Annotated in this window: 18 protein-coding genes and 1 other RNA gene; 8 read left to right on the top strand and 11 right to left on the bottom strand. The window is 48.9% G+C overall.

The genetic code is table 11. The features are described from left to right. The first annotated feature begins 86 nt into the window (after positions 1-86). The 5 genes from ACSAZK_RS12645 to ACSAZK_RS12625 all read left to right on the top strand — a co-directional run bounded on the left by ACSAZK_RS12645 (position 87) and on the right by ACSAZK_RS12625 (position 9,915). On the top strand, positions 87-1,034 hold the full coding sequence (locus tag ACSAZK_RS12645) for an ABC transporter permease (RefSeq protein ID WP_440954465.1): 948 nt from the start codon (positions 87-89) through the stop codon (positions 1,032-1,034). Further along, positions 1,031-1,978, top strand: coding sequence for an ABC transporter permease (locus ACSAZK_RS12640; RefSeq protein WP_440954464.1), 948 nt, complete (start codon positions 1,031-1,033; stop codon positions 1,976-1,978). The genes ACSAZK_RS12645 and ACSAZK_RS12640 overlap by 4 nt, the downstream gene beginning before the upstream one ends. Next, complete coding sequence (locus ACSAZK_RS12635) at positions 1,975-2,985, top strand: ABC transporter ATP-binding protein (protein WP_440954463.1); 1,011 nt, start codon at positions 1,975-1,977, stop codon at positions 2,983-2,985. Before ACSAZK_RS12640 ends, ACSAZK_RS12635 begins: the two co-directional genes overlap by 4 nt. Next, entirely contained in the window at positions 2,976-3,665 is a 690-nt protein-coding gene (locus ACSAZK_RS12630; protein ID WP_440954462.1) for an ABC transporter ATP-binding protein, read from the top strand. Before ACSAZK_RS12635 ends, ACSAZK_RS12630 begins: the two co-directional genes overlap by 10 nt. A gap of 577 nt (positions 3,666-4,242) precedes the next feature. Further along, positions 4,243-9,915, top strand: coding sequence for a DUF7507 domain-containing protein (locus ACSAZK_RS12625; protein ID WP_440954461.1), 5,673 nt, complete (start codon positions 4,243-4,245; stop codon positions 9,913-9,915). Between the two features lie 471 nt (positions 9,916-10,386). Here the strand turns inward: ACSAZK_RS12625 and ACSAZK_RS12620 are convergent, their stop codons facing one another. The 4 genes from ACSAZK_RS12620 to ACSAZK_RS12605 form a co-directional block, all read right to left on the bottom strand. Continuing rightward, positions 10,387-11,058: a dihydromethanopterin reductase (acceptor) gene (locus ACSAZK_RS12620; protein WP_440957017.1), complete on the bottom strand. Its 672-nt coding sequence runs from the start codon at positions 11,056-11,058 to the stop codon at positions 10,387-10,389. Between the two features lie 188 nt (positions 11,059-11,246). Further along, positions 11,247-11,876, bottom strand: coding sequence for a DUF447 domain-containing protein (locus ACSAZK_RS12615; RefSeq protein ID WP_440954460.1), 630 nt, complete (start codon positions 11,874-11,876; stop codon positions 11,247-11,249). Further along, complete coding sequence (locus ACSAZK_RS12610; RefSeq protein WP_440954459.1) at positions 11,873-12,934, bottom strand: triphosphoribosyl-dephospho-CoA synthase; 1,062 nt, start codon at positions 12,932-12,934, stop codon at positions 11,873-11,875. The genes ACSAZK_RS12615 and ACSAZK_RS12610 overlap by 4 nt, the downstream gene beginning before the upstream one ends. Then, complete coding sequence (locus ACSAZK_RS12605) at positions 12,924-14,060, bottom strand: methanogenesis marker 9 domain-containing protein (RefSeq protein ID WP_440954458.1); 1,137 nt, start codon at positions 14,058-14,060, stop codon at positions 12,924-12,926. The genes ACSAZK_RS12610 and ACSAZK_RS12605 overlap by 11 nt, the downstream gene beginning before the upstream one ends. 314 nt (positions 14,061-14,374) lie before the next feature. On the opposite strand from ACSAZK_RS12605, the gene rnpB reads away from it, so the two are divergent. Then, positions 14,375-14,733, top strand: an RNA gene (gene rnpB, locus ACSAZK_RS12600) — RNase P RNA component. 62 nt (positions 14,734-14,795) lie between these two features. Here rnpB and ACSAZK_RS12595 read toward each other — a convergent pair. The 7 genes from ACSAZK_RS12595 to ACSAZK_RS12565 all read right to left on the bottom strand — a co-directional run bounded on the left by ACSAZK_RS12595 (position 14,796) and on the right by ACSAZK_RS12565 (position 21,395). Then, positions 14,796-15,920 carry a geranylgeranyl reductase family protein gene (locus ACSAZK_RS12595; RefSeq protein WP_440954457.1) on the bottom strand — a complete coding sequence of 375 codons (1,125 nt, stop codon included), beginning with the start codon at positions 15,918-15,920 and terminating at the stop codon, positions 14,796-14,798. 130 nt (positions 15,921-16,050) lie between these two features. Further along, positions 16,051-16,671 carry a DUF116 domain-containing protein gene (locus ACSAZK_RS12590; protein ID WP_440954456.1) on the bottom strand — a complete coding sequence of 207 codons (621 nt, stop codon included), beginning with the start codon at positions 16,669-16,671 and terminating at the stop codon, positions 16,051-16,053. Further along, complete coding sequence (locus ACSAZK_RS12585; RefSeq protein ID WP_440954455.1) at positions 16,664-17,299, bottom strand: DUF116 domain-containing protein; 636 nt, start codon at positions 17,297-17,299, stop codon at positions 16,664-16,666. Before ACSAZK_RS12585 ends, ACSAZK_RS12590 begins: the two co-directional genes overlap by 8 nt. A 113-nt stretch (positions 17,300-17,412) precedes the next feature. Then, positions 17,413-18,669, bottom strand: a complete 1,257-nt coding sequence (locus tag ACSAZK_RS12580; protein WP_440954454.1) for a (Fe-S)-binding protein — start codon at positions 18,667-18,669, stop codon at positions 17,413-17,415. Between the two features lies 1 nt (position 18,670). Continuing rightward, positions 18,671-19,465 carry a respiratory nitrate reductase subunit gamma gene (locus ACSAZK_RS12575; RefSeq protein WP_440954453.1) on the bottom strand — a complete coding sequence of 265 codons (795 nt, stop codon included), beginning with the start codon at positions 19,463-19,465 and terminating at the stop codon, positions 18,671-18,673. A 513-nt stretch (positions 19,466-19,978) separates the two neighbouring features. Then, the gene (locus tag ACSAZK_RS12570) at positions 19,979-20,638 is read right to left on the bottom strand and encodes an NAD(P)/FAD-dependent oxidoreductase (RefSeq protein ID WP_440954452.1); all 660 of its coding nucleotides are present in this window, start codon (positions 20,636-20,638) and stop codon (positions 19,979-19,981) included. 373 nt (positions 20,639-21,011) lie between these two features. Then, positions 21,012-21,395 (bottom strand): ferritin-like domain-containing protein, encoded by a 384-nt coding sequence (locus ACSAZK_RS12565; protein WP_048181061.1) that lies wholly within the window; start codon positions 21,393-21,395, stop codon positions 21,012-21,014. 397 nt (positions 21,396-21,792) lie between these two features. Between ACSAZK_RS12565 and ACSAZK_RS12560 the strand changes: the two genes are divergently transcribed. Together ACSAZK_RS12560 and ACSAZK_RS12555 are read left to right on the top strand one after the other, a co-directional pair. Continuing rightward, positions 21,793-22,035: a 4Fe-4S dicluster domain-containing protein gene (locus ACSAZK_RS12560; RefSeq protein WP_440957016.1), complete on the top strand. Its 243-nt coding sequence runs from the start codon at positions 21,793-21,795 to the stop codon at positions 22,033-22,035. Positions 22,036-22,075: 40 nt separating this feature from the next. Then, on the top strand, positions 22,076-22,846 hold the full coding sequence (locus ACSAZK_RS12555; protein ID WP_440954451.1) for an RNA methyltransferase: 771 nt from the start codon (positions 22,076-22,078) through the stop codon (positions 22,844-22,846). The last annotated feature ends 12 nt before the right edge of the window (positions 22,847-22,858 follow it).

The following is a 22,858-nucleotide window of genomic DNA, read 5'->3' as shown; positions in this document are numbered from 1 at the left end:
AGGAGCAGCTTCCGGATGACAGTACTTTGAAAACTGCAAAACGATTTGAAAACGACAAAACGATTTGAAAACGGCAAGGTGATACAATGCGTGAAGTGGTAAAAAAAGTGCTCAGGTATGCAGCCTCCTTTCTCCTCATAGTCACCCTCAACTTTGCGCTCCCCAGGCTTATGCCGGGAGACCCCGTAAAGAACCTCATAGGAGAGGACGTCTACGTTTCGGAGACCGTAATGGAGGAGCTGAGAGCCGAGATGGGGCTGAACAGGCCACTTTACGAGCAGTTTACTGCTTACATCGGAGACCTGCTGCGCTTTGACCTGGGTTACTCCTACCACCTTCACAGCCCCGTAGCCGAGATATTGAGGGAGAGGATTGTCTGGACCCTCCTCTTTGTGGGGGTATCCGTGCTCCTGGGAGCAGCCCTGGGGACCCTGCTCGGGGCATACGCGGGCTGGAAACCTGAAACAAAGGCAAACCGCCTTCTCTGCTGCGGGTTTATTGCACTCTCCTGCACACCTCCCTATTTCCTTGCCCTGCTTTCCCTGGAGATCTTTGCCTTCAAGCTCGGGCTTTTTCCTTTCAAGGGCTTTTATGACGTCCCGACCCCGGGAAGTATTATGCACCACATGTTTTTACCGGTAACCGTGATGACCTTCTTTTCCGCATCCAGGAACTTCCTGATAATGCGGGGAAGCGTCATACAGGAAAAAGGGCAGCTTTATGCCCTCTACGCCCGGGCAAAGGGCCTCTACGACATATCCATTCTTTTCAGGCACGTCATAAAGAACGCTTCCCTTCCGATCATTACCTTGATTGCCCTTGATTTCGGGTTTCTCTTTAGCGGAGCCCTTTTCACCGAGATCGTGTTCTCCTTAAACGGCATGGGGACCCTCATCTATGATGCAATAATAGGAAAAGATTACCCGGTCCTCCAGGGATCATTTCTGGTAATAGCCCTCGCGGTCCTGCTGGCAAACATGCTTGCAGACCTGCTGTATGCAGTTGCCGACCCGAGAGTCAGGAGGCCGGCATGATGCAGGAAGAAGCATACATAGGGGAAAGCCCCCCCCAGGAAAGCAAAATCCGGAAAAGTACCCGGCAGTGGAATGATTTTCTATCCCTTAATTTAGACCTTGATATAAGGAAATACGGAAGAAACCTGGAAAGATTCAATAGAGGAGGACTTTTTCTCTTTACATTTTTCCTTATCCTTGCCCTCTTTCCTGCCCTTTTTGCCCCTTACTCCCCGACAGAGCGCTTCATCCCCTATGAAGCCCCATCGACTGCACATATTTTTGGGACAAACGATATCGGAAATGACATACTCTCGGAACTGATTTACGGGGCAAGAATCTCGATGACTGTGGGCTTTGCCTCAGCCTGCATCTCAACCTTAATAGGCCTAATGATTGGACTTTTTTCAGGCTACTTCAGGGGGACAATTGATGAGCTACTTATGGGCTTTACCGACGTTGTCCTGATAATCCCGAAGATCCCCCTGATCATAATCCTGGGAGCATTCCTCCACCCGAGCATCTGGATCCTGATCCTCGTCCTGGGGCTGCTTTCCTGGGAGTCCATTGCCAGGGTTGTCCGCTCAAAAACCCTGCAGATAAGAGAATCAGGCTATGTCAAAAGTGCCCGATGCATGGGATTTTCCTCATTTCACATCATGACCTCGGACATAGTCCCTAACCTCTTCCACGTCCTGCTCCCCAAGTTCATGCTGGCGACGGCTTCGGCAATGATTTCCGAAGCTTCACTCTCCTTCCTGGGACTCGGAGACATAAGCATGAAAAGCTGGGGAATCATGCTTTCCTTTGCCTTCTCACGGGGCGGTTTTATCAGGGAAATGTGGTGGTGGTACCTGCCCCCGGGAATCTGTATCACTCTCTGTGTAATGTCCATCGCACTGATAGGTTTCGGGTTCGAAGGAAAAGAGAAAGAAAACGGAAAAAGGGGAGTGGATGCGGAATGAACACACTGCTTGAAATAAAAGATCTCAATGTTTCTTTCCAGGGAAATGAAACCGAAACCGTGACTGCTGTTTCCTGCCTTTCATTTTCTATCCGGGAAAAAGAAACCCTGGCCCTCGTAGGGGAAACGGGCTGTGGGAAATCCGTTGTCGCACATGCGATTATGAGGTTGCTTCCCCCGGAATCCAGAGTTAAGGGGAGAATAGAATTCGGAAGCAAAAACCTCCTTGAGCTGAGCGAAAAAGAGATGGCAAAGCTCAGGGGAAAAGAGATTTCCATAATTTTCCAGAACCCTTCTCTTGCTTTAAATCCCGTATATTCCATAGGCCACCAGCTTGCAGAACCTCTCCGAATTCACGGACAGGAAATGGGATGGAAGGAAAAGGGAGAGAAAAAAGAAAAGGGGAAGAAGAAAGAAAAGCTAGAGAGAAAAATGGGGAATACCAATCTCTCAAAAGTCGCAAGAGCCCTTAAACGAGTGGGTTTTTCAAATCCCCGTGAATACATGGGATACTACCCCTCCTGGTGTTCAGGCGGAATGAACCAGCGCTTTTTGATTGCGGCTTCAACTATGCTTGATCCCTTCCTCCTTATAGCAGACGAACCCAGCAAGGGGCTCGACAGGGACCGAGTATCCGAACTGGAGAACGAGTTGAAAGGACTGAAAGAAAAGAGTGAGACTGCCCTGCTTCTGATAAGCCATGACCTCGGCTTTGTGCGGCGGCTTGCAGATAGGGTCGCTGTAATGTATGCAGGAGAAATCGTTGAGATTGCTGACCCTTCAAGCCTTTTTGAAAAACCGCTCCACCCTTACACCCGGGGTCTCCTGGACAGCCTGCCTGAAAGGGGTTTTGTGCCCATACCCGGTTCCTCCCCATCCCTCAGCAGCCCGCCTGCAGGCTGCAGGTTCCATCCGAGATGTCCTATAAAGGAAAAACGCTGCATGCAGGAACGCCCTGAACTCAAGGAAAGCAACGGAAGGGCAGTGAGGTGTTTTTTGTGTCCCTGAAAGCCGAAAACCTCTCAAAGACATACGGGTCCGGCCTGCTAGGTGGGGGGAAATTCATTTTCCGGGACGTGTCGTTTGAACTTGAACCCGGGAAAACCTTCGGGCTGATGGGGCCTTCGGGGGAAGGGAAGAGCACGCTTGGAAGAATTATCACAGGGCTCGAAAGACCCACCGATGGCGCGGTCTTTCTTAACGGAAGCCCGCTTTCCGGGATGAAAAAAGCCGAATACGCAGCTTTCCGCCGCAGGGTCCAGATGATGTTCCAGGACCCGACAGATGCGTTTAACCCCAGGAAGCGGATCGAGTATTCGGTTTTTGAAGTCCTGAAACTGCTCGATACCCCTGGAACCGAGCGTATCAGGTGCACAAAAGAAATGCTAAAGACCATAGGCCTCCCCGAAGAAGTACTTGCCCGCTACCCGGCCCAGCTCTCAGGTGGCCAGCTCCAGCGCCTTGCCCTTGGCAGGATCCTCCTGCTCGAACCGGAATACATTGTGCTTGACGAGCCGACCTCAGCCCTTGACGTCTCGGTCCAGGCTCAGATCCTCCACCTGTTGAAAAAAGTACAGGTCGAACAGGGAATCGGCTACCTCCTGATCTCCCATGACGAAGCCGTTGTCCGCTTTATGTCGGGGAAGATGGGAATGCTTGAAAACGGGAAACTGGAAGTTGTCAATTAACTATTTTTTGTTGACTTTTTTTGTGAATGTTTTTTGGGCGACTGCCTTTCAAACCCATATCCCCGCATCAAGACAGATACTACACCCCGAATTTCCATGCACATCATTAATAGTAATTTATTTACAGTTATTTATAAAAAATAAAATTCTGTTTATTATATTATTTTTCAGATGATCTAAACAAAAAAATTAAATAAATAATATAAATAATATAAATAATAAAAAATAAACTGTTTTGATATAATAAATATTATATACTTGCAAAACAAATTAATGTTTGGATTGGGGGAGGCTCCGAATACAGATAAAACTGTATGGAGCTCCGGGTTTAGTATATATCTCAGCAAAAATTACAATTACCTGAAGAATAAAAATCGGGTATTTTTACCAGATACTAATTATTAATTTAAAGAAGATAACCCGGAAACTCCCCCATATCTATGAGAACTAGTGGTAAAAAAATCGGAGGGGTTTAAGAAAAATGAACCGCACGAATAGCGTAAGCTATCGTCAAAAAAGGCCCAGAAAAATCAGGCCTCTAACATATTTGACACTCCTGATCACGCTCCTTCTCTGTATGCCATCAGCTGCAGGGTTGGGATTTACGGGCGATGTCCCGGCAGACTTTACCGGAACAGGCATATTCACTATTACTGACCCGGGAGGGATAGATGTAGGGGTTCCCACGGCAGCCCCTGCAGGGACAATAAGCGGAAATGATATGGAGGAGCTCCGCCTGTTTTACGATCCTGCTACAGATACCCTTTACGTGGGGATGAACACCTACGTAATTGCAGGTGACGTCGACGGGGACGGCGACCCCGGGGTCACCAGTGCATGGTTGGCAGGTATCACAGGTAATGATAATCCTGACTTCGGGGGTACCGAGTCCTTTGCACTGATGCTTGATATCGACGAAGACGGGACATATGATGCAATAGCCGGTGTTTCCGGTCTGGCTGATACTTCCGGGTTCTCTGTCAACCAGCACGCTAATCTCTTCCTGACACCCCCGGCGGGCCAATTCGCAGCACCGCTACCTGCAAACACGGGAAGCCTCTTTGTAAGCCCATCTGCAGGGGCACCGGATATTGAGTTCACAGTCCTCAATATCTCCACACTGCCGGTGTCTTCAGGAAGCGATCCGGACCCGAGAAGTTTCAGTGTTAACTCATTTATGGGTTCTTTTGAAGATGCAGGTATCGGGGAAGACTTCCTGCCAGGTTTCCCTACATCGATTAAACTTGCATCCATCAGCGACTTTGTGTGGGAAGACCTGAACGGAAACGGCCTTCAGGATGACGGGGAACCGGGAATACCCGGAGTTACCGTTAACCTCTACGACTGTGCCGATAACTTCGTTGCAACTGCCACAACAGACGCCACAGGATACTATGGCTTTACAATGGGCCCCGGGGATTACTATGTGGAATTCATTGCCCCCGAAGGCTACGAGTTCACGACTCAGGACGAAGGGGCTGACGATGCACTCGATAATGACGCAGACCCAGCAACTGGAAAGACCGTATGCACAACCCTGGGACCCGGAGAGAACGACCTTACCTGGGACGCAGGCCTTTACAGGCAGGTTTCCATCGGAGACTTCGTATGGGATGACCTGGACGAAGACGGAATCCAGGATGCAGGCGAACCTGGCATTGCAGGCGTGACCGTAAACCTATACGAATGTGAAGGGACAACTCCAATTGCCACCACAGTCACGGATGCAAACGGGATGTACCTTTTCACAGGGCTTGCTCCCGGAGAATATTACGTAGAGTTTGAACTCCCTGCAGGATATGCTTTCAGCCCGCAGGACCAGGGAGCTGATGACGCGCTTGACAGCGATGCGGACCCTGCAACAGGAGAGACCGCATGCACACTGCTCGAATCAGGTGAAACCGACCTCACAGTGGATACCGGGGTATACCTCCTCAGGTCTAACATCGGGGACTTCGTCTGGAATGACCTTGACATGGACGGGATACAGGACGAAAACGAACCAGGAATCCCGGGAGTGACCGTCAACCTCTACGAATGCGACGGGACGACTCCAATTGCCAGCACAAGCACGGATGCAAACGGTTACTATAATTTCGAAGTTGTGCCCGGGGACTACCATGTGGAGTTCATACTTCCGGCAGGCTATGTCTTCAGCCCGCAGGACCAGGGTGCAGATGACACTCTGGACAGCGATGCTGACCCCGTAACGGGACAGGCCGCCTGCACGACCCTTGAACCGGAAGAAAACGACCCTACATGGGACGCAGGAATGTTCGAAGCAGCACCTGCAATTGACATCGAGAAAGCCACCAATGGTGAGGATGCCGATGAACCCACAGGCCCGTACATCCCGGTAGGAAATGAAGTCGAGTGGACATACATTGTAACAAACACAGGGAACGTGCCGCTGACTAACATCGTTGTTACGGACGACAGGCTCGGAGAGATATGCACGATACCCGAACTGATGCCTGGCGACAATCAAACATGCACAGCTACCGGAACGGCAGAAGCAGGACAATACGCAAACCTTGGTAATGCAACAGGGTACTATGAAGACATGCCGGTGTCAGACGAAGATCCGAGCCACTACTTCGGGGCAGCACCTGCAATCGATATCGAGAAATCCACCAATGGCATTGATGCCGATGAACCCACAGGCCCATACATCCCGGTTGACGGGACTGTGACCTGGGAGTACGTTGTAACCAACACAGGAAACGTGCAGCTCACAGGTATTGTTGCGACCGACAGCCAGGGAGTTACGGTAAGCTGCCCGACTGATACCCTTGCACCCGGAGAGTCCATGACCTGCACGGCAGAAGGGACTGCAACAGCAGGACAGTACGAGAACCTCGGGACAGCCACAGGTTACTATGAAGACATGCGGGTATCGGATGAGGACCCGAGCCATTACTTCGGGGCAGAACCTGCAATTGACATCGAAAAGCACACCAATGGCTTTGATGCCGATGAAGCACCGGGACCTGCAATAATGACCGGAGCCCCGGTTACGTGGGAATACATCGTAAACAACACAGGGAACGTGGAACTGACCAACGTTGAAGTCTATGACGACGTGCTCGGATACGTGGGCACAATAGCCGTCCTGCCGGTTGGGGCCATGGAAATCCTAACCATGGACGGAACTGCAGCCCCGGAACAATACGAAAACTTCGGGAATGCAACAGCTGTCTATGATGACATCCTCGTAGAGGACACGGACCCGAGCCACTACTTCGGAGCAGCCCCTGCAATCGACATCGAGAAAGCCACAAACGGCGAAGATGCCGATGAGCCCACAGGACCCTACATTCCGGTCGGAAATGAAGTTGAGTGGACATACCTCGTAACAAACACAGGAAACGTGCCACTGGCAAACATCACTGTTACGGACGACCGGGGAGTTACGGTAAGCTGTCCAACTGACACGCTTGCTCCGGGAGAATCGATGACCTGTACCGCAACAGGGACTGCAACAGAAGGACAGTATGCAAACCTCGGAACCGCAACCGGATACTATGGTGAAGCGGAAGTAACAGATACCGACCCGAGCCACTACTTCGGAGCAGAACCCGCAATTGACATCGAAAAATCCACTAACGGAGAAGATGCGGACACGCCCACCGGACCGGTACTCACAGTGGGAGACACCGTGACCTGGGAATATGCTGTAACAAACACAGGGAATGTGCCTCTGACTGACATAGAAGTGCTTGATGACAAACTCGGGTCCGTCTGCATAATACCCGAACTGATGCCTGGAGAAAATGAGACATGCACAGCTACCGGAACGGCAGAAGCAGGCCAATACGCAAACCTTGGTAATGCAACAGGGTACTATGAAGACATGCCTGTGTCGGACGAAGACCCGAGCCATTACTTCGGGGCAACCCCAGCAATTGACATCGAGAAAGCCACTAACGGGGAGGACGCAGACGCAGCACCCGGACCCATGATCGTGGCAGGCGGGACTGTAGAATGGACCTACGTGGTGACCAATACAGGAAACGTGCCCCTGGAAAACGTTAACGTTGTAGATGACCAGGGCGTCACAGTAAGCTGCCCGACTGACACACTTGCCCCGGGAGAATCAATGACCTGTACCGCCACAGGTACGGCAATCCCTGGACAGTATGAGAACCTGGGCACTACGACCGGAGAATACGGGCAAACAACCGTTTCTGACGCGGACCCGAGCCACTACTTCGGGGCAGAACCTGCAGTCGACATAGAGAAACATACCAACGGGAACGATGCTGACGAACCGACAGGACCCTTCGTGATGGTGGGAGCCCCGGTTACGTGGGAATACATTGTAAACAACACAGGAAACGTGGAACTGACAAATGTTGAAGTCTCTGACGACGTGCTGGGATACGTGGGCACAATAGCCGTCCTCCCGGTGGGAGCCACGGAAACCCTGACCATGGACGGAACTGCAACCCCTGGACAGTACGAAAACTTCGGGAATGCAACAGCTGTCTATGAAGATATCCCCGTAGAGGACACAGACCCGAGCCACTACTTTGGGGCAGCACCTGCAATTGACATCGAAAAATCAACGAACGGTGAAGATGCGGACACGCCCACAGGACCGGTACTTGCAGTGGGAGACACCGTGACCTGGGAATATGTAGTGACAAACACAGGGAACGTGCCTCTGACTGAAATAGAGGTGCTTGATGACAAACTTGGATCCATCTGCACAATACCCGAACTGATGCCCGGAGACAGCCAGACATGTACTGCTACAGGCACGGCTGAAGTTGGGCAATACGCAAACATAGGGAATGCAACGGGAACCTACGACGGAACGACTGTCAGTGACGAAGACCCGAGCCACTACTATGTCGAGCCAATGCCTGCAATTGAAATCGAAAAATCAACCAACGGTGAAGATGCAGACACGCCCAGCGGACCGGTACTTGCAGTGGGAGACACTGTGACCTGGGAATATGTTGTAACAAACACAGGAAACGTGCCTCTGACTGAAATAGTTGTACAGGATGACCAGCTCGGAGAAATTTGCACGATACCCGAACTGATGCCGGGTGACAGCCAGACATGCACTGCTACAGGCACGGCTGAAGTTGGGCAATACGCAAACATAGGGAACGCAACGGGAACCTACGACGACATGACTGTAAGTGACGAGGACCCAAGCCATTACTATGTTGAGCCAATGCCTGCAATTGACATCGAAAAATCCACTAATGGAGAAGATGCCGATGAGCTCACCGGACCATATATCCCGGTTGGCGAGCCCGTGAACTGGGAGTACGTCGTAACCAACACAGGGAACGTACCGCTGACAAACATCGCTGTCACGGACGACCAGGGAGTCACGGTTACCTGTCCCACTGACACCCTTGCGCCCGGAGAGTCCATGACCTGCACGGCAGAAGGGACTGCAACAGCAGGACAGTACGAGAACCTCGGGACAGCCACAGGCAACTATGACGGCATGCAGGTATCGGATACTGACCCGAGCCACTACTTCGGCGCAGCCCCTGAAATTGACATCGAGAAAGCCACAAACGGATTTGACGCCGACGAGCCTACCGGGCCCGAAGTTTCGGTGGGAGATGCAGTAGAATGGACCTATAATGTCACCAACACAGGGAACGTGAACCTGACAGCCATCAGCATAAGCGATGACATTCAGGGAGCCATAACTAACCCTGTCAGCAAGGGCAATGGGGACGACATTCTGGAACCGGGAGAGTACTGGGTCTTCAATGCAACAGGCGTTGCAGTGGCAGGCCAGTATGCAAACAACGGTACAGCCACCGGGTATTACGGAGAAATGCCAGTAACGGACATTGACCCGAGCCACTACTTCGGAATCGAAGGACCGGGAACCGGAACTCCCGGTTACTGGAAGAACCATCCTGAGGCATGGCCTGTGGATGAAATCGAGATCGGAGGAGTGACCTACACAAAAGAAGAAGCAATAGAGTACATGCAACTCCCCGACGGGGACAAGACCAATACCATGTTCAGGGCTCTTGTTTCAACCAAACTGAACATCTTTGTGGGCAACACCCACTCCTGCATTGACGACGTCGTCGCTGCTGCAGATGAATGGATGGAAAAGTACGGTCCAGTGAGCAGCGGGGTGAAGGCAAAGGAAGACGCCTGGAAAGTAGAAGAAGGAGAGCCTCTGGCGGAACAGGGTGAGTACCTGTACACAATGCTGGATATGTACAACAACGGGGAACTCTGTGCTCCCCACAGGGAATGAATAATAGGAGCGTAAAAAATAGGACAAGAGAAAAGAGAAAAGTAAAAACAAGTAAAAACAAGCAAAAAACATAAAATAAAGGACCGGGTGAGAAAAATTCACCTGAGCCTTTATTCCTTTTTTTCAACAACGAAAAGTAAAAACATCAGGACTGAAAACCCCGGACCTTCAAGCTTCTTCTGATTCAAGCTTCTTCTGATTAAAAATCACCATCAAGTAAATAAAATTTGATTTCATCACCAGGCCCATGAAAAAAAATAAAAATAAAATATGTGGTGCAGAATTCCGTTTTTTATTATGGTGGTGGAGATTTACTCTGGCAAATAAATGAAAATCAACTTAATTTGATTTACTGGGTGGTACTACATTATAATTTTATATAAATATTTTGGTATTCTTATGGCTGCTTTTCTTTTTTGAGGGTCTTGATTCTTCTGATCCAAAATCATTCTGTGCTAAAATTCTTCTGATTCAAAATAGCTCCAGGATAGCTTCCGGACTTTCGAGAACAGTGATTCCCTGAAGGTTTTTTACGGTTTCGACATTCTTCATGTCCACATCCCGGACCAGGACATCCACAGGCCCGCCCTTGATCGCAGAATAGGGACAGAGTTCTTTGCAGATCCCGCAGCCCTTGCACTTCAGGAGATCGATCTGGTCCGTCGCCCCGTTCCTTTCGGTGATGGCGCCGTGGGGACAGTTATCCCGCGGGGGACAGTCCTCGCAGTGCTGGCACTGCTTCCGGTCTATATTGTAGGGCATCTCCGAGACGATAGAGCCTTCGATATCCACAGGCACCACATAAACCGGGACTTTGCCTTTCACAGCCTGGGCAACAGCGTTCGTAACCAGGGAGTCTGCAATCCCGTAGGCGATCTTCGAAACCGTGTTTGAGGTCGCAGGCGTAATAAAGAGGGCATCGTACCTTTCAAGGAGGAAACGCCCCACCTTGGGGGAACTCGAGCCCTGTTCACTTTCCCGGAAAATCTCTTCCAGGTAGTCCCCACCTGAGATCTTAACCAGTTTCTGCTCAAGCCCGTACATCCGCAGGACTTCCTCGGCAGCCCTTGAGACATAGGTATTCACAGAAATATCCCTATCTTTCAGCTTGAGCTCCTTGAAGACCTGGTAGCTCCGATCCAGGAAATGTCCCGCACCGGTAATGCCCCATGCGATTCTCTGAAAATTCATGTAGAGAACTCATGCAGGAGGGGGATAATATAATTTTCTAAACAGAAAGCAAAAAAATGAAAACAAAAAATCGAAAATCAAAAAAAGATTCGAGAGAGTGAAGAGGGAGAAAGGAGAATTCGGGAACTCAAACAAGAGCCTCAGATTCCGAGGACATCATAAATCAGTTCCATAGCCTGCTTCTCTTTTTCGCCTCCGCATTTGGAAGCCAGGGATTCATAGTGCCGGATCCATTCCAGGTATTTTTCATCCCCTGAAAGCTGGTAACGGGTTGCGTGTACCGTAGCTTCCAGCACGGCATTAAAGCCACGGTTAGGGGCTGGAATCGCCCTCCTGTTAACCTCACAAAAGCCCGCCCCGAGCGGGATGAGGTCGGATACCACGGCCTGTTCCGTATCCTTGAGGTTGGTGCACCTGAAAGCCACCCAGGAAATCGCCGATTTCAGGACAGGGAACTTTTTCCCACCAATATCCACAAAATCAAATTCGGAAGATTCGATGTCGGAAAAGGTGGAGCGTACGAGAAGCAGAGGGTCGTATACCACGTTTGCTACAAGAACCCCTTCCCGGACCAGGTTTTCCCCGGTCTGGCTGCCTTTGAAAATGCGGACAAAGGTCTTTTTGTTTTTCCTGATAATCCCGATAGGGGCCGCATTGGGGGTATCAAGCCCCGTACTTACGATTGTCTCAGAGATACCTGCCGGAATCCCGTATTCAGAGAGGTCGACAGCTGGTTTACAGCTATCTCCTGATTTTTTAAATTCCTTCAAAAACGTAGTCCTCCGAGTAAAGCGATAAACAGGCCTGCAATAATTATATCTGCGGTGGAACCCGGATTGATCCTTTTTTCAAGCAGTTCTGAATCAAATTCCCTTATAGAAGGGAGCAGAGCCAGGAAATCCCCTTTTCCGGATCCTGAATCCGAAACCGAATCTAAAACCGATCCTTTTTCCTCCCATTCCGAAAGGATCTCGCAAGCCCTGGAAGAAACACGGTCTGCAGTGTCGGCATCGAACTTTGTCTGGATAAAGGTGTCCCTGTGCCTGGAGAGCAGTTTAAGGAATGTGTATACCACGGCTTCATTGATCCCGGTTCCGGAACAGTCGGGGGAAGAATTTCCGCAATCCCCATTCCGGGCATGCATGAACCCCAGGACAGTTCTTGCTCCCTCAAGACAGCGCCTGAAACCTGTTGTCCACTCATTTGCGATCATGTCGTACCCCTCCGAGATTACCATGAGGTCGTAAAGGGTTACGGCCTTTTCACAAAGAGCCCCTGGGGATTCAGTGTCTTTAAGGTCAAATTCCTCTACACTGTTTACCCGGACACCCGCAGCCCCGAACGCCCTGTAGAACTCTACCGCGTCCTCGCAACCCGTCTCCCGGACAAAAACAAGCGCCCTGTCGACCAGGCTTTCCAGGTCCTCTGGTTCAAGCTTTTTGAGGCCTTTTTCAGGCTTTTTTCCTGCAAGAATTTCCCCTGCAGCCATGGCAAGAGGAATGAGTAAAAGAAAAGCCCCGAAATGGGTGTTGCCTCCATTCTGCCAGGAGGCACTCTCATAGACTGCCGCTTTTATGAGAGAACCGATCCCGTCCCTGCTCCTTGCAGCCTGTTCGAGGGCAGGGTACACGCCCACGGAGGAAGCCACGAAATGTTCAAAACAGGTATCAGGATAATCATGCTCCCTGTCCACGTTCCCGGGCTTGGGAGAAGCCGAAACCTCCAGCAGCATGGCAAGCTGGGCACAGCGGGCAATGTGACCGGAAACATGGGGAGAAGATCCCCTACCGGCCGGATAGCCGGGCATATCAGCGTTTTCAGGATTCATTTACCGGGATTTTGGCATGATCCAATATATATTTTGCCAGTTGTTCCTTAAGTTTCATATACTCGGCATCGGAGAGGTCCAGGGTATTTAAAGCGCCGTCCCGGATCCAGCAGGGTTTCGTAACCTTGCAGCACCACACAAGGCTCCCGAAACAGGTATCCTGCCCGAATTCAAGCATTGTACCTTTCGCAAATTCAAACTTTGTTCGGGCGAACTCCTCGGCGGTGTACCCCAGTTTCCGGAATTTTTCATGTACCGGGCAGGGTTTCACGGGCATGCAGCAAAAAGCAAGACCTCTGAAGTCCCCACTGCTGCAAACATGCTTCGGGGCGTTGTACCAGCCTATGACCTGCTGGTAGGAGGTGACACTTTCAACCAGTTTCCGGATAAGTTCGGGATCTTCCAGAACTCCCCTGGCAGCCGAAACCATATCCGCACCCCAGGAAAACATTTCCTTAGCATCAGCAAAATCCGTTACCGAGTTGTTGCCTATGAGAAACTTTCTTGTTGAATCCCTGTACGTCATGATTGCATCAAGGTCAGTGCCAAAGCCTTCCAGCATGGCGTCAACGTGAATGATATCGGCACCTGCCTTATCGATAATCCGGGCAAGCTGGGCATCGTCAATGATATTGGCCCGGACCTTTACGGAAAGCACGACCCCGGTTTCCTTGATGGCACGGATCCATTCGGAAAGCCTGGGCAGGTCCTGGAGAAGAGCTTCTCCCAGGCCCGTATCAAGCATCTCGGGCTGTCTGCAATGGGCGTTTAACTCGAGGATTGCACCCTCTTCTTTGACAAGCTTTGCAGCTTCGATCAGGGGGCCAAGCGTAGTGCTCCGCACGTTTACCGCAACTGCAGTTCCGGACGTAACCGCCCGAATTTCCTGTTTTATAAACTCCATTGGTTCATCGGAAATGAATTCTTTTCTACCCCGGGCTGCAAGCTCTGACGCAACTTTCATGGAACCTTCGTCAAGGTTAAAGGCCCCCAGTATAACAAGCCCGGCATCACCTGCATGTTGGTTGGCAAACGCACTGTCGGCAATCCCTGCCATCGGAGCCAGTGCGATAGGATTTTTAAAACGGACATACCCAACGTGCAGATTGAACAGATCATCACTCATATTTTACCTCTTCAAAAATAAGCCTGGAACTGAATTACAAAAATGATAACTATAGTCTCATATTAAAGTAACGATAACGTTTTTTTCTGATAATATGGACAGGGGGTTTAAAGCAATAACCCAAATTATCGATTACAATGCATATATATTAATATTTGGGCAAATGTCAAACACGCAAATATTATAAGAAGGACACGGAAACATATCACATATCAGACCGAATACATCATACGAAATCCCAGGTTCTCAGCCGACAGCCAAAAAATAGATATACTAACAAAAAGTATATAGAAATTCCAGATTAAATAAAGTGCGAGAGAGGTCGGACGGCTGCCGGACCCCAGGGTCTGAGGAAAGTCTCCCCTCCGCTCCGGACACACGAACACCTGTAAAGGGTGTCGGGCGAGAGCCCGGGCTCTGGCACAGAAACGGAACCGTCCCCTATTAATGCAATGATGCGAAAAGCTGAGGTCGCAGGGGCTGCGGATGAAACGGTGAATCCTCGTGGGTGCAAGTTGGAAATCGGGATTATATGAGCAGTCCGGAATCACCCGATTTGTTTTGAAACGCTTAGCCGAATGCCGTCACTGCAAGAGTCCTAAAGGACCGTTCCCCTCACTGCCTGGTGCCGGGAATCATTGCAGGAACAGAAGGGAGCTTACGGATCTCACTCGCACTAAAATTAATAAACTGCTTTTTTAGTTTTATTTTTGGCTTTAGTTTAATGAGTGGCCATTACTTAAACTTGAAATTCAGGAGTGACCAGCGAAGGAAATCCTTATAATCCATACTTAGACCCACAACCTCAAGGTACTTATCGATCATTTTCTCGCTGGAGGTGAAAATTCTGAACGTCCTTTCAGGGAAGCGGTGCATTAATTTTGAGAACATCAGGGAATATTTCAGATGTGCCCCGAACTCAGCCTGGCATAGGGACTCGTATTTTTTGAGATCCTTTGCCTTTCCACATTCCAGGCAGATCCCGGAAATTACTTCGGCTGCAAGTTGTCCAGAGCGGATTGCATAAGCGAGCCCCTCCCCGGAAAAAGCATCCACAAACCCGGCAGCATCCCCGCAAAGGAGAATTCTCGAACCGACTACTTTCCTTTTAATCCCTCCTCTTGGGATCTTGTGCCCGTGAAGTTTGTACTCATCCTCAAAGCCATTTTCCTTCAGAAATTCTAGCATGGCTTCTTTTGGGTGAGGAAGGTCTTTAACGACTCCACCAATTCCTACAGAATAATAAGTTTTATGAGGAAAGACCCAGCCGTATCCTCCACCTGCAACCCCGAAATGCATTTCAATAGCCTTCCCCAACCTTTCTTCGATTTCCTTTTCCTCTGCTGGCACCTCGGTGACCACACAGACCCCGTACTCTTCTTTCGTGTCCGCAGGCCGTAAACAGGTCTTGAGGAGACCGTGCGCACCCTCGGAAATAATCACGAATTTTGCCCGGTAGGTATTCTCCTTTGTTACTACCTCCACAAATTCGGGCGTCTCCCTGCAGTTGAGGACCTTTTCCCGGGTATGGACTTTTATACCGGTTTCTTTCGCTTTTTCGAGAAGGAGATTGTCAAAAACGTCTCTGGAAACAAGAGTGGAGAGCCTGTAATCCTTGTGGGCTTCAATCATCTGCTCTTTGAAAATGACCTTTGCGCCCGTGACCTCCCATTCAATGACCTCTTCAGGGAGCTCGAAATCAAGATAAGAAATCGCATGGTCAGAAAGAGCTCCTCCGCAGGGCTTGTACCTCGGAAAGTCTTCTTTTTCAAGCAGCAATGTATCAAGCCCGAGTATTCCTGCACGTCTTCCGGCCGAGGCACCGGATGGGCCGCCACCTACAATAATAACATCATACATAAAGAAACACCTTCAAAAAATATCCTTAAATGAATTCAGAGTCATCTATTAATTTGGAGAGGAACGTATTTAAAGTGTCGATTTACAAACGGGAAAAAGTTGCTTTTTACCCGGAAGAAGGAAATCAAGCTCAGTACTTGAAAGTTTCAAAAGCATCCAGGACCTTTTGATAATCCACTTCTGTTCCGAAGCAACCGTCTCTTTCCATCGGGACCCCGTAGGTCACAACTTTTTTACCTTTGATAGCGCGCATAACTTTATTGAGTTCGTAATCACAGGCAATAAGGAGCACCCCATCAGCTTTTTCCATCTGCAGGATGCGTTTGACAAAAGAAGACCCTGTCAGGATAAAAAGCCTGTATCCGTTTGCTTCCGAATCTTTTTTCAGCCGGGTAAACACGCATTTTCCACAGGACTTGCACTGGATACCTTCCCTCGTGGAATGAGCGGGGCAGTCAAGAGCCCGCATGCAGTGGGGAGCAAGAATAATCCGTTTTCTGGTTTTTGCAAAAGCTGATTTATGAGCCATGTTTTTCAGAGAAGCCATCCATTTGTCCAGTGTCCTGGAATCCGAAAACTTAACAAAAAGATGCCTGAGTGGAAGATAGAAAAAGTCAAGCACATTCGCAAAAAAGCCTGCCAGCCATACATGCCTGTTCAGGCTGATCCGGCTTACCATAAGTGCGGTCGACGAGATAAAAACCGAAAAAATTATGGAAAAGAACAGGACTTTTCCTATAAGATTATACATCGCACATCTCCATTTTTCTGATAATTTCTTCAACGTTAGCTTCGGTGTTGAAGCAACCGTCCCGAAGGAGAAGAACCCCCTGCACAGGAACAAAAGATACTTCCTGCATATCTTCTGCAAGCTCATTGTAGCAGGCAACGCCAAGGCAGGCCCGGGGCCTGTATTCCTTGAAGATCTTTTTGACAAAACTGCTTCCGGGGATTACGAATACTTTAAACCCGTACTCGTCACCGGCTTCACAAATCTTTGCAATATCGCAAAGCCCGCAGCGCTTGCATTCATACCCGTGCACGGGGTCACACCTTGCCTTACAATTCGGGTGGCGCATACACTGCGGCAGCAGGACAACCCTCCCCTCCTTCGTATGCACGAAATCATCCAGCATCATCGCATTCCGGACATCGATAAGGATATCATCAACAAGGGTTTCCCGGATTCGAAAGACCCTGCATATCCACTTGGAGGGAGAATAGAAAAGGTAGAGCGTGAAAAGTGTAAAACTCGGAAAAAGAATCCTGCGTTTATTAAAAGAATACGCACCTACAAGAAGCGCAAACAGTGTCCCGCATAAAGCCAGGAGTGCCAGGAATATGAACACTTTACCCAGGAATTCGTAAGGGATTTGCATATATTGATCATGAGATTTTGACAGTATTTATACCTACCCATAAAATCAAAGACAGGCAGGGAAATCAAACATGAAAATAAGGAAAGAAAAAAGGAAATTAAACCATTAAAGGTTTAATCCCCTATAACTTCGAGCCCGAGAGCTTCTGCGACAAGGACAATAATGTCCTCGACTTCCAGCTTGTCTGCGCCCGGTGTGTTCTTTTCATTGAGGGAATCTGTTCCATCCTGAAGGTTCCTCTTACAGAACGGGCAGGCGCTTGAGAGGATATCTGCATGAGTTGCAAGAGCGTCCTCTACACGGGTTTCGGCAACTCCCAGAGCGAGGTCCGGGATACCTGCTTTCACACCACCGCCAGCTCCACAGCAACGCTGGAATTCCTTAACCCTGTCCATTTCAACGAACTTGACACCTGGAATGTTTTCAAGCACATATCTTGGGGCGTCGTATACGCCTACGTGGCGGCCCAGGTGGCAGGGGTCGTGGTAGGTAATGGCCTTATCAATGGATTTTTCCCATTTGATCTGGCCTTTCTTGACAAGGTCTGCCAGGAATTCGGTGATATGGATAACTTCGAAGGGCAGTTCTTCCCCGAGCTGTCTCGGCCAGTCTACCTTCGAGGCACGGAAGCAACCTGCACAGGCATAAAGGACCTTTGTTGCACCCTTAGCCTTGATTGCATTCACGTTGTGCTCGGCAACCCTGCGTGAAATGTCTTCAATATGGGGCTGTCCGGTCCTGATCATGGCTGAACCACAGCACCATTCCTCTTCCCCGAGCATGGTGAATTCAATGCCCAGCTTGTTAAGCACCCTGGCGGTCGCAACAGCGAGTTTAGTCTGCCTGAGTTCGGCGGTACAGCCTCCGAAGTAGAGAATATTTGCCTTTTCTGCAATCTTGACATCGTCAGGAATCCATTTGAGGCGGTCTTCGGGAGCTGCCAGGTAGGGGTTATTGTACTGGTTGACAAGCTTCGGGAACATGCTCTGTTTCCCGTAAGGACCGATGCCTTTCTTCACGAGGTTTGCACGGAGAGATTCCCAGATTTCCACGGTGTTGATCCCGGACTCACAGACAGTTGCACAGATACCGCAGGTGGTACAGCCGTGGACGTCGTCCTTGAACTCTTCGAGTTCGGCGCCGGAGATTTCCGCAGGTCCAAAGAGCTTTGCCTTGACCCCGTAGGACTTGTTCATAAACTCCCTCCAGCGCAGGATCTTGTCCCTGGGGGCAAGGCCCGGTTTCTGGCCGGAAGCGGCGTAAGTTGGACACCATTTGACACATTCTCCGCAGCGTGTACAGGAGTCAAGCTCCATGAGCTGGACTGCGGTAAGGTTTTTGGTGTCTATTGAGGGTTGTTTTTTTGCCATTTTATTCTCCTCCCTTATTTGCGAGAATCGCAAGTGGAGTGGCTATTATATGGATGTATTTTGAATAGGGGATAAAAGCGATACAAAAGAGCAGGGAAATCACGGAATGGAAGAGTGCTGCAGGAGGGGCATATGCCATTGCGGTCTCCCCGGACATGCCAATATTCCAGACGATGTCTCCAGTCCTGATCCCGTCAGCGACGAAACCGGAAACGGTGACAATGAAGACGACTCCAATAAGGACCCAGTCATACATGATGGAAGCTTCTCTGACTTCCTTGATAAAGAGTCTCCTGACAATTGCAATTACCACACCGACAAGCAGGATGTACCCGAAAATGTCGTTCGGGAGCTGAAGGAATTCCCTGAACATTTCGGCGGTGAAAGGCAGCTCAATAAACCTTTCTGCCATTTCCACTGCAAACATCATACCCGACATGGCGAAAAGGGTCATCCAACCAACGAAAATCGTAAAGTGCATGAACCAGCGGACAGGGCTCCTTTTGAGAATTCTCCTCTGGAAGAGGATATCAAGGACAAGGATCTCGAGAATGGGTTTTCCGTGTCCATGATGGGATTCTTCCGTTACCTGTTTCCACCAGGTCTTTAAGAACCGGATCGCACTTCCCTTGCTCCCGGCTTCGGGTTCAAGAGCATAGCCTGTGACACCGGCACCCCATTTCTGTAAGTTAATGATCATGCCGTATACGAAAATCACCATGGCGATAAAACTGACTATCATCATCTGGACAAACGTGATCCTGAGAGCATCCGAAAGTCCAGAAAAATATGCCATCTCACTAATAATTTATTCCTCCTATGTATGGGTCAAAAACTGAAAACTGATACTGGTTTTTAGAATTATAATCGCTGTTACAGGAAATAAATAACATTAAAGATCGAGAGACTGCCGTAGCGACTGTCTGCATAAGGTTTGTTTAGTCTTTGTATCTATTATATTTAAACGTTATCTTTAACTTTTCATAGATCGAAAAGCCTTCGGGAGCCTAAAAATTGAGGTTCCCGTTAACAAAAGAGAAGAGAAGTGGAAGGAAAAAAGCAAATATAAATTATGATAAATATAATATATTAGTTATGAAAGTGTGGTAAATATAATAGAGAATGAATGAAATTTGCTTAAATATAATATATTGGAAATGATGAAAAACTTCTGAGCGGACGGAGAAAATAGAGAACTGAATGGAGAAAATTGAGAAGAATACAAAGAGCTGGAAAAAATAAAAAAAGAAGTAAATTGCCAGACAGGGTATAATATAGAAGGGAGAATATATTAAAAATTCTTCCCGGATTAAAGCCCTATCTCTTCCTTAAATTTATCAAGCCCTATTTCATCTATGACCTTGCCGAGCCTTTTGACCTTTCCGTAACCTTTGTAGAAATTAATAATTATTTCCACAAGTTCCAGAACCTCTTCCTCAGACAGGCCCTTTGCCACTACATCACCGATCCGAGGGCTCGGGCCTGCACTACCCCCCACCATAAGAGTGTAGCCTTTTGCCGTACCCATTATTCCCAGGTCTTTGATGGCAGGTTCGGAACAGGAATTCGGACAGCCGGAGACTGCCATCTTAAACTTTGAAGGCAGTTCCATACCGTGGTACTTTTCATCGAGTTTCAGGCCAAGCCCCACAGCATCCTGTTTACCTCGCTTGCAGAATGTTGTTCCGGGACAGAGCTTGACGCTCCGCACGCAAAGCCCGATGGCAGCCCCGGGCTTCATGTCCAGTTCTCCCCATGCCGCATCCAGATCTTCCTCTTTTAACCCGACGATGGCAACCCGCTGGGCAGAAGTGAGTTTCAGGGCTGCAGCCCCGTATTTCTCTGCAATATCCGCAATCTTTCGAAGAGTCTCCGGGTACACGATTCCCCCCGGAATATGAGGAGCAATTGCATAAGTTTCCCCGTCTCTTTGCACAATCGCACCTTTCTCAGGAATATCTCCTTTCATGCTTTACACATCTCCTAAAATCCGTTTCTGTTAAGACATCGTCTGAACCAATTGATAACCGGTCAAGCAATAATCGACAAATCAGAAATCCGACATCGGAAATCGATAGCCAGGCATGAGACCTTCATTTCCCGGGAAAAATACCCGAATCCAGCAGCAACCCCCTACCTATCCGGCAACGTACCCCCGGTGTACCGGCACCAATCCAGTCAATTTACCGGACAATAACCCGATATACTCAGATATGATCCGGATAATATAAATTGTCTGTATACAATGCGTGAACCCTAAAAATGAGTGCATAAAAGCCCAAAGAAAAGAGAAGGAAAAAGAAAAGAGAAAGGAAAGGGTCTAAAGACCCGTTTTCAGTAGTTCACTGCTGCTCTTTCAACCGCTTCAGGAAACCCTTAAGGCCTGCCTTATGGCGGGCTTCATCCAGGGAAGCGCGTTCAAAGAAGAGAGCAGCCCTCGTGTTGCCTTCCTTCCGGGCAATTTCCGCGGCTTCAGCCTTTTCTATCTCAGCTTTGCTTTCTCCCTCGAGCATCATTTCGAGGTTTTCTACGGTAGACCCTTTGACCAGGCCCAGGATTTCTGCGACCTCGGTTGCGTGCCAGGCTTCATCCATTGCGATCTGGCGGAGATAGACCGCAACATCCGCAAACCCTTCCTGTTCCGCAACTTTGGACATTGCAAGATACCATCCGACTTCAGTCGTCTCCCCTTTAAACGTGTCCTGTAAGATCTTTTCAAGACTCATAAAATACCACTTCCAGATTAACTAAAACGTATTCGCTTTTAAGACATATATGTTAATCTATCTCCGGATATTAGCTTATAAAACTCCATCGGTTCTTAGGTCAAGTTATATTTAAGGCTATGACCTGATTAAGAACTCAAAACTAATGTAATAATTGATAAGGCTCTTCGCTGTTTCTAGTGGGCATTCATACCCACTTCCTAATGTGAGAAAGACGTAGGCAATATGTAGAAGCATTTCTGAGGAAAAAATAACGCACAAGATAGACATTTGTCATTTCAGCCGGGTCATTTCCTAGCTGCACAATTAATATCTACCCATACGAAACAGCGAAGAGCCGGAATAAAAATAAATAACCGAAGGATAACGTAAATTATACTATTAAGGGAAAGGACCTATCTGCTTATCAAGAACAACAAATCTCCCGAAGAGAAATAGCCATATGAAGATTTATATTGATGAAGAGAAATGTACAGGCTGCGGGGCATGCAAAGCCGCCTGCCCGAAAGGCCCGAGGGTTTATTCCATCGAAGAAAAAAACGGGAAAAAAGTCTGCGTCGTAAAAGATGCCTCATACTGCCTGGGCTGCAGAATGTGCACAACAGTCTGCATGGAAGACGCAATTACCCTCGTGAACTGATTTTTAAAACCAAAAAAGCGCAGTCAGGATTTGAGAAACCTTGTCACTTGAAATACGCGTAGTGCTTGTGGAGCCCATGTACCAGGGAAACGTTGGCTCGGTAGCAAGAGCCATGAAAAACTTCGGATATTCGGACCTTGCCCTTGTAAACCCCTGCAAACTGGAAGGACAGGCAAGAGCCATGGCTTCTCATGCCAGGGAAGTACTGGAAGGAGCCAGAATTACCTCAACGGTCGAAGAAGCAGTAAAAGGTGCAAACCTTGTCATAGGGACCACGGGAATCCCGAGTCTGAAGGCAGGAGAACATATCCGGCTCCCTCTTTATACACCCCCGGAAATCAAGGAGAGGCTCAAAGGTTACAGCGGGACAGTTGCAGTCCTCTTCGGGCGTGAAGATAACGGTTTCCGGAACGAGGAAATCAAAAGCTTTGACATGCTTGTTACGGTTCCTACATCGGAAGAATATCCCGTAATGAATATCTCCCATGCCGTGGCAGTGCTGCTTTACGAACTTTCCGGAATTGAAAGCGGGGAAAACCCCCTTGCGGAAGGGTTTGACCTGCGGTTATTGTACGGGCACTTAGGAGAACTTTTAGAAGAAATAGAATATCCTCCCCACAAAAAGGACAAGACTTTCCTTATGCTGAGGAGGATCTTCGGAAGAGCCGGGCTGACCCCGAGGGAAGTCCAGACCCTGCGGGGAGTGGTAAGGAAAATCGAAAGGAAGATCGACGACCCCTCCGGAAACGTTCAGGACTCTCTGCAGGAAAACGAAGGAGAGGAAGACATAGAAAAGTTCATATCAGAATAAGCCTCTCTTACA

Source organism: Methanosarcina sediminis (assembly GCF_052056915.1).
Lineage (GTDB): Archaea > Halobacteriota > Methanosarcinia > Methanosarcinales > Methanosarcinaceae > MTP4.
The sequence above is the reverse complement of the archived record's forward strand: the minus strand, read 5'-3'. Positions and strand labels throughout refer to the sequence as shown.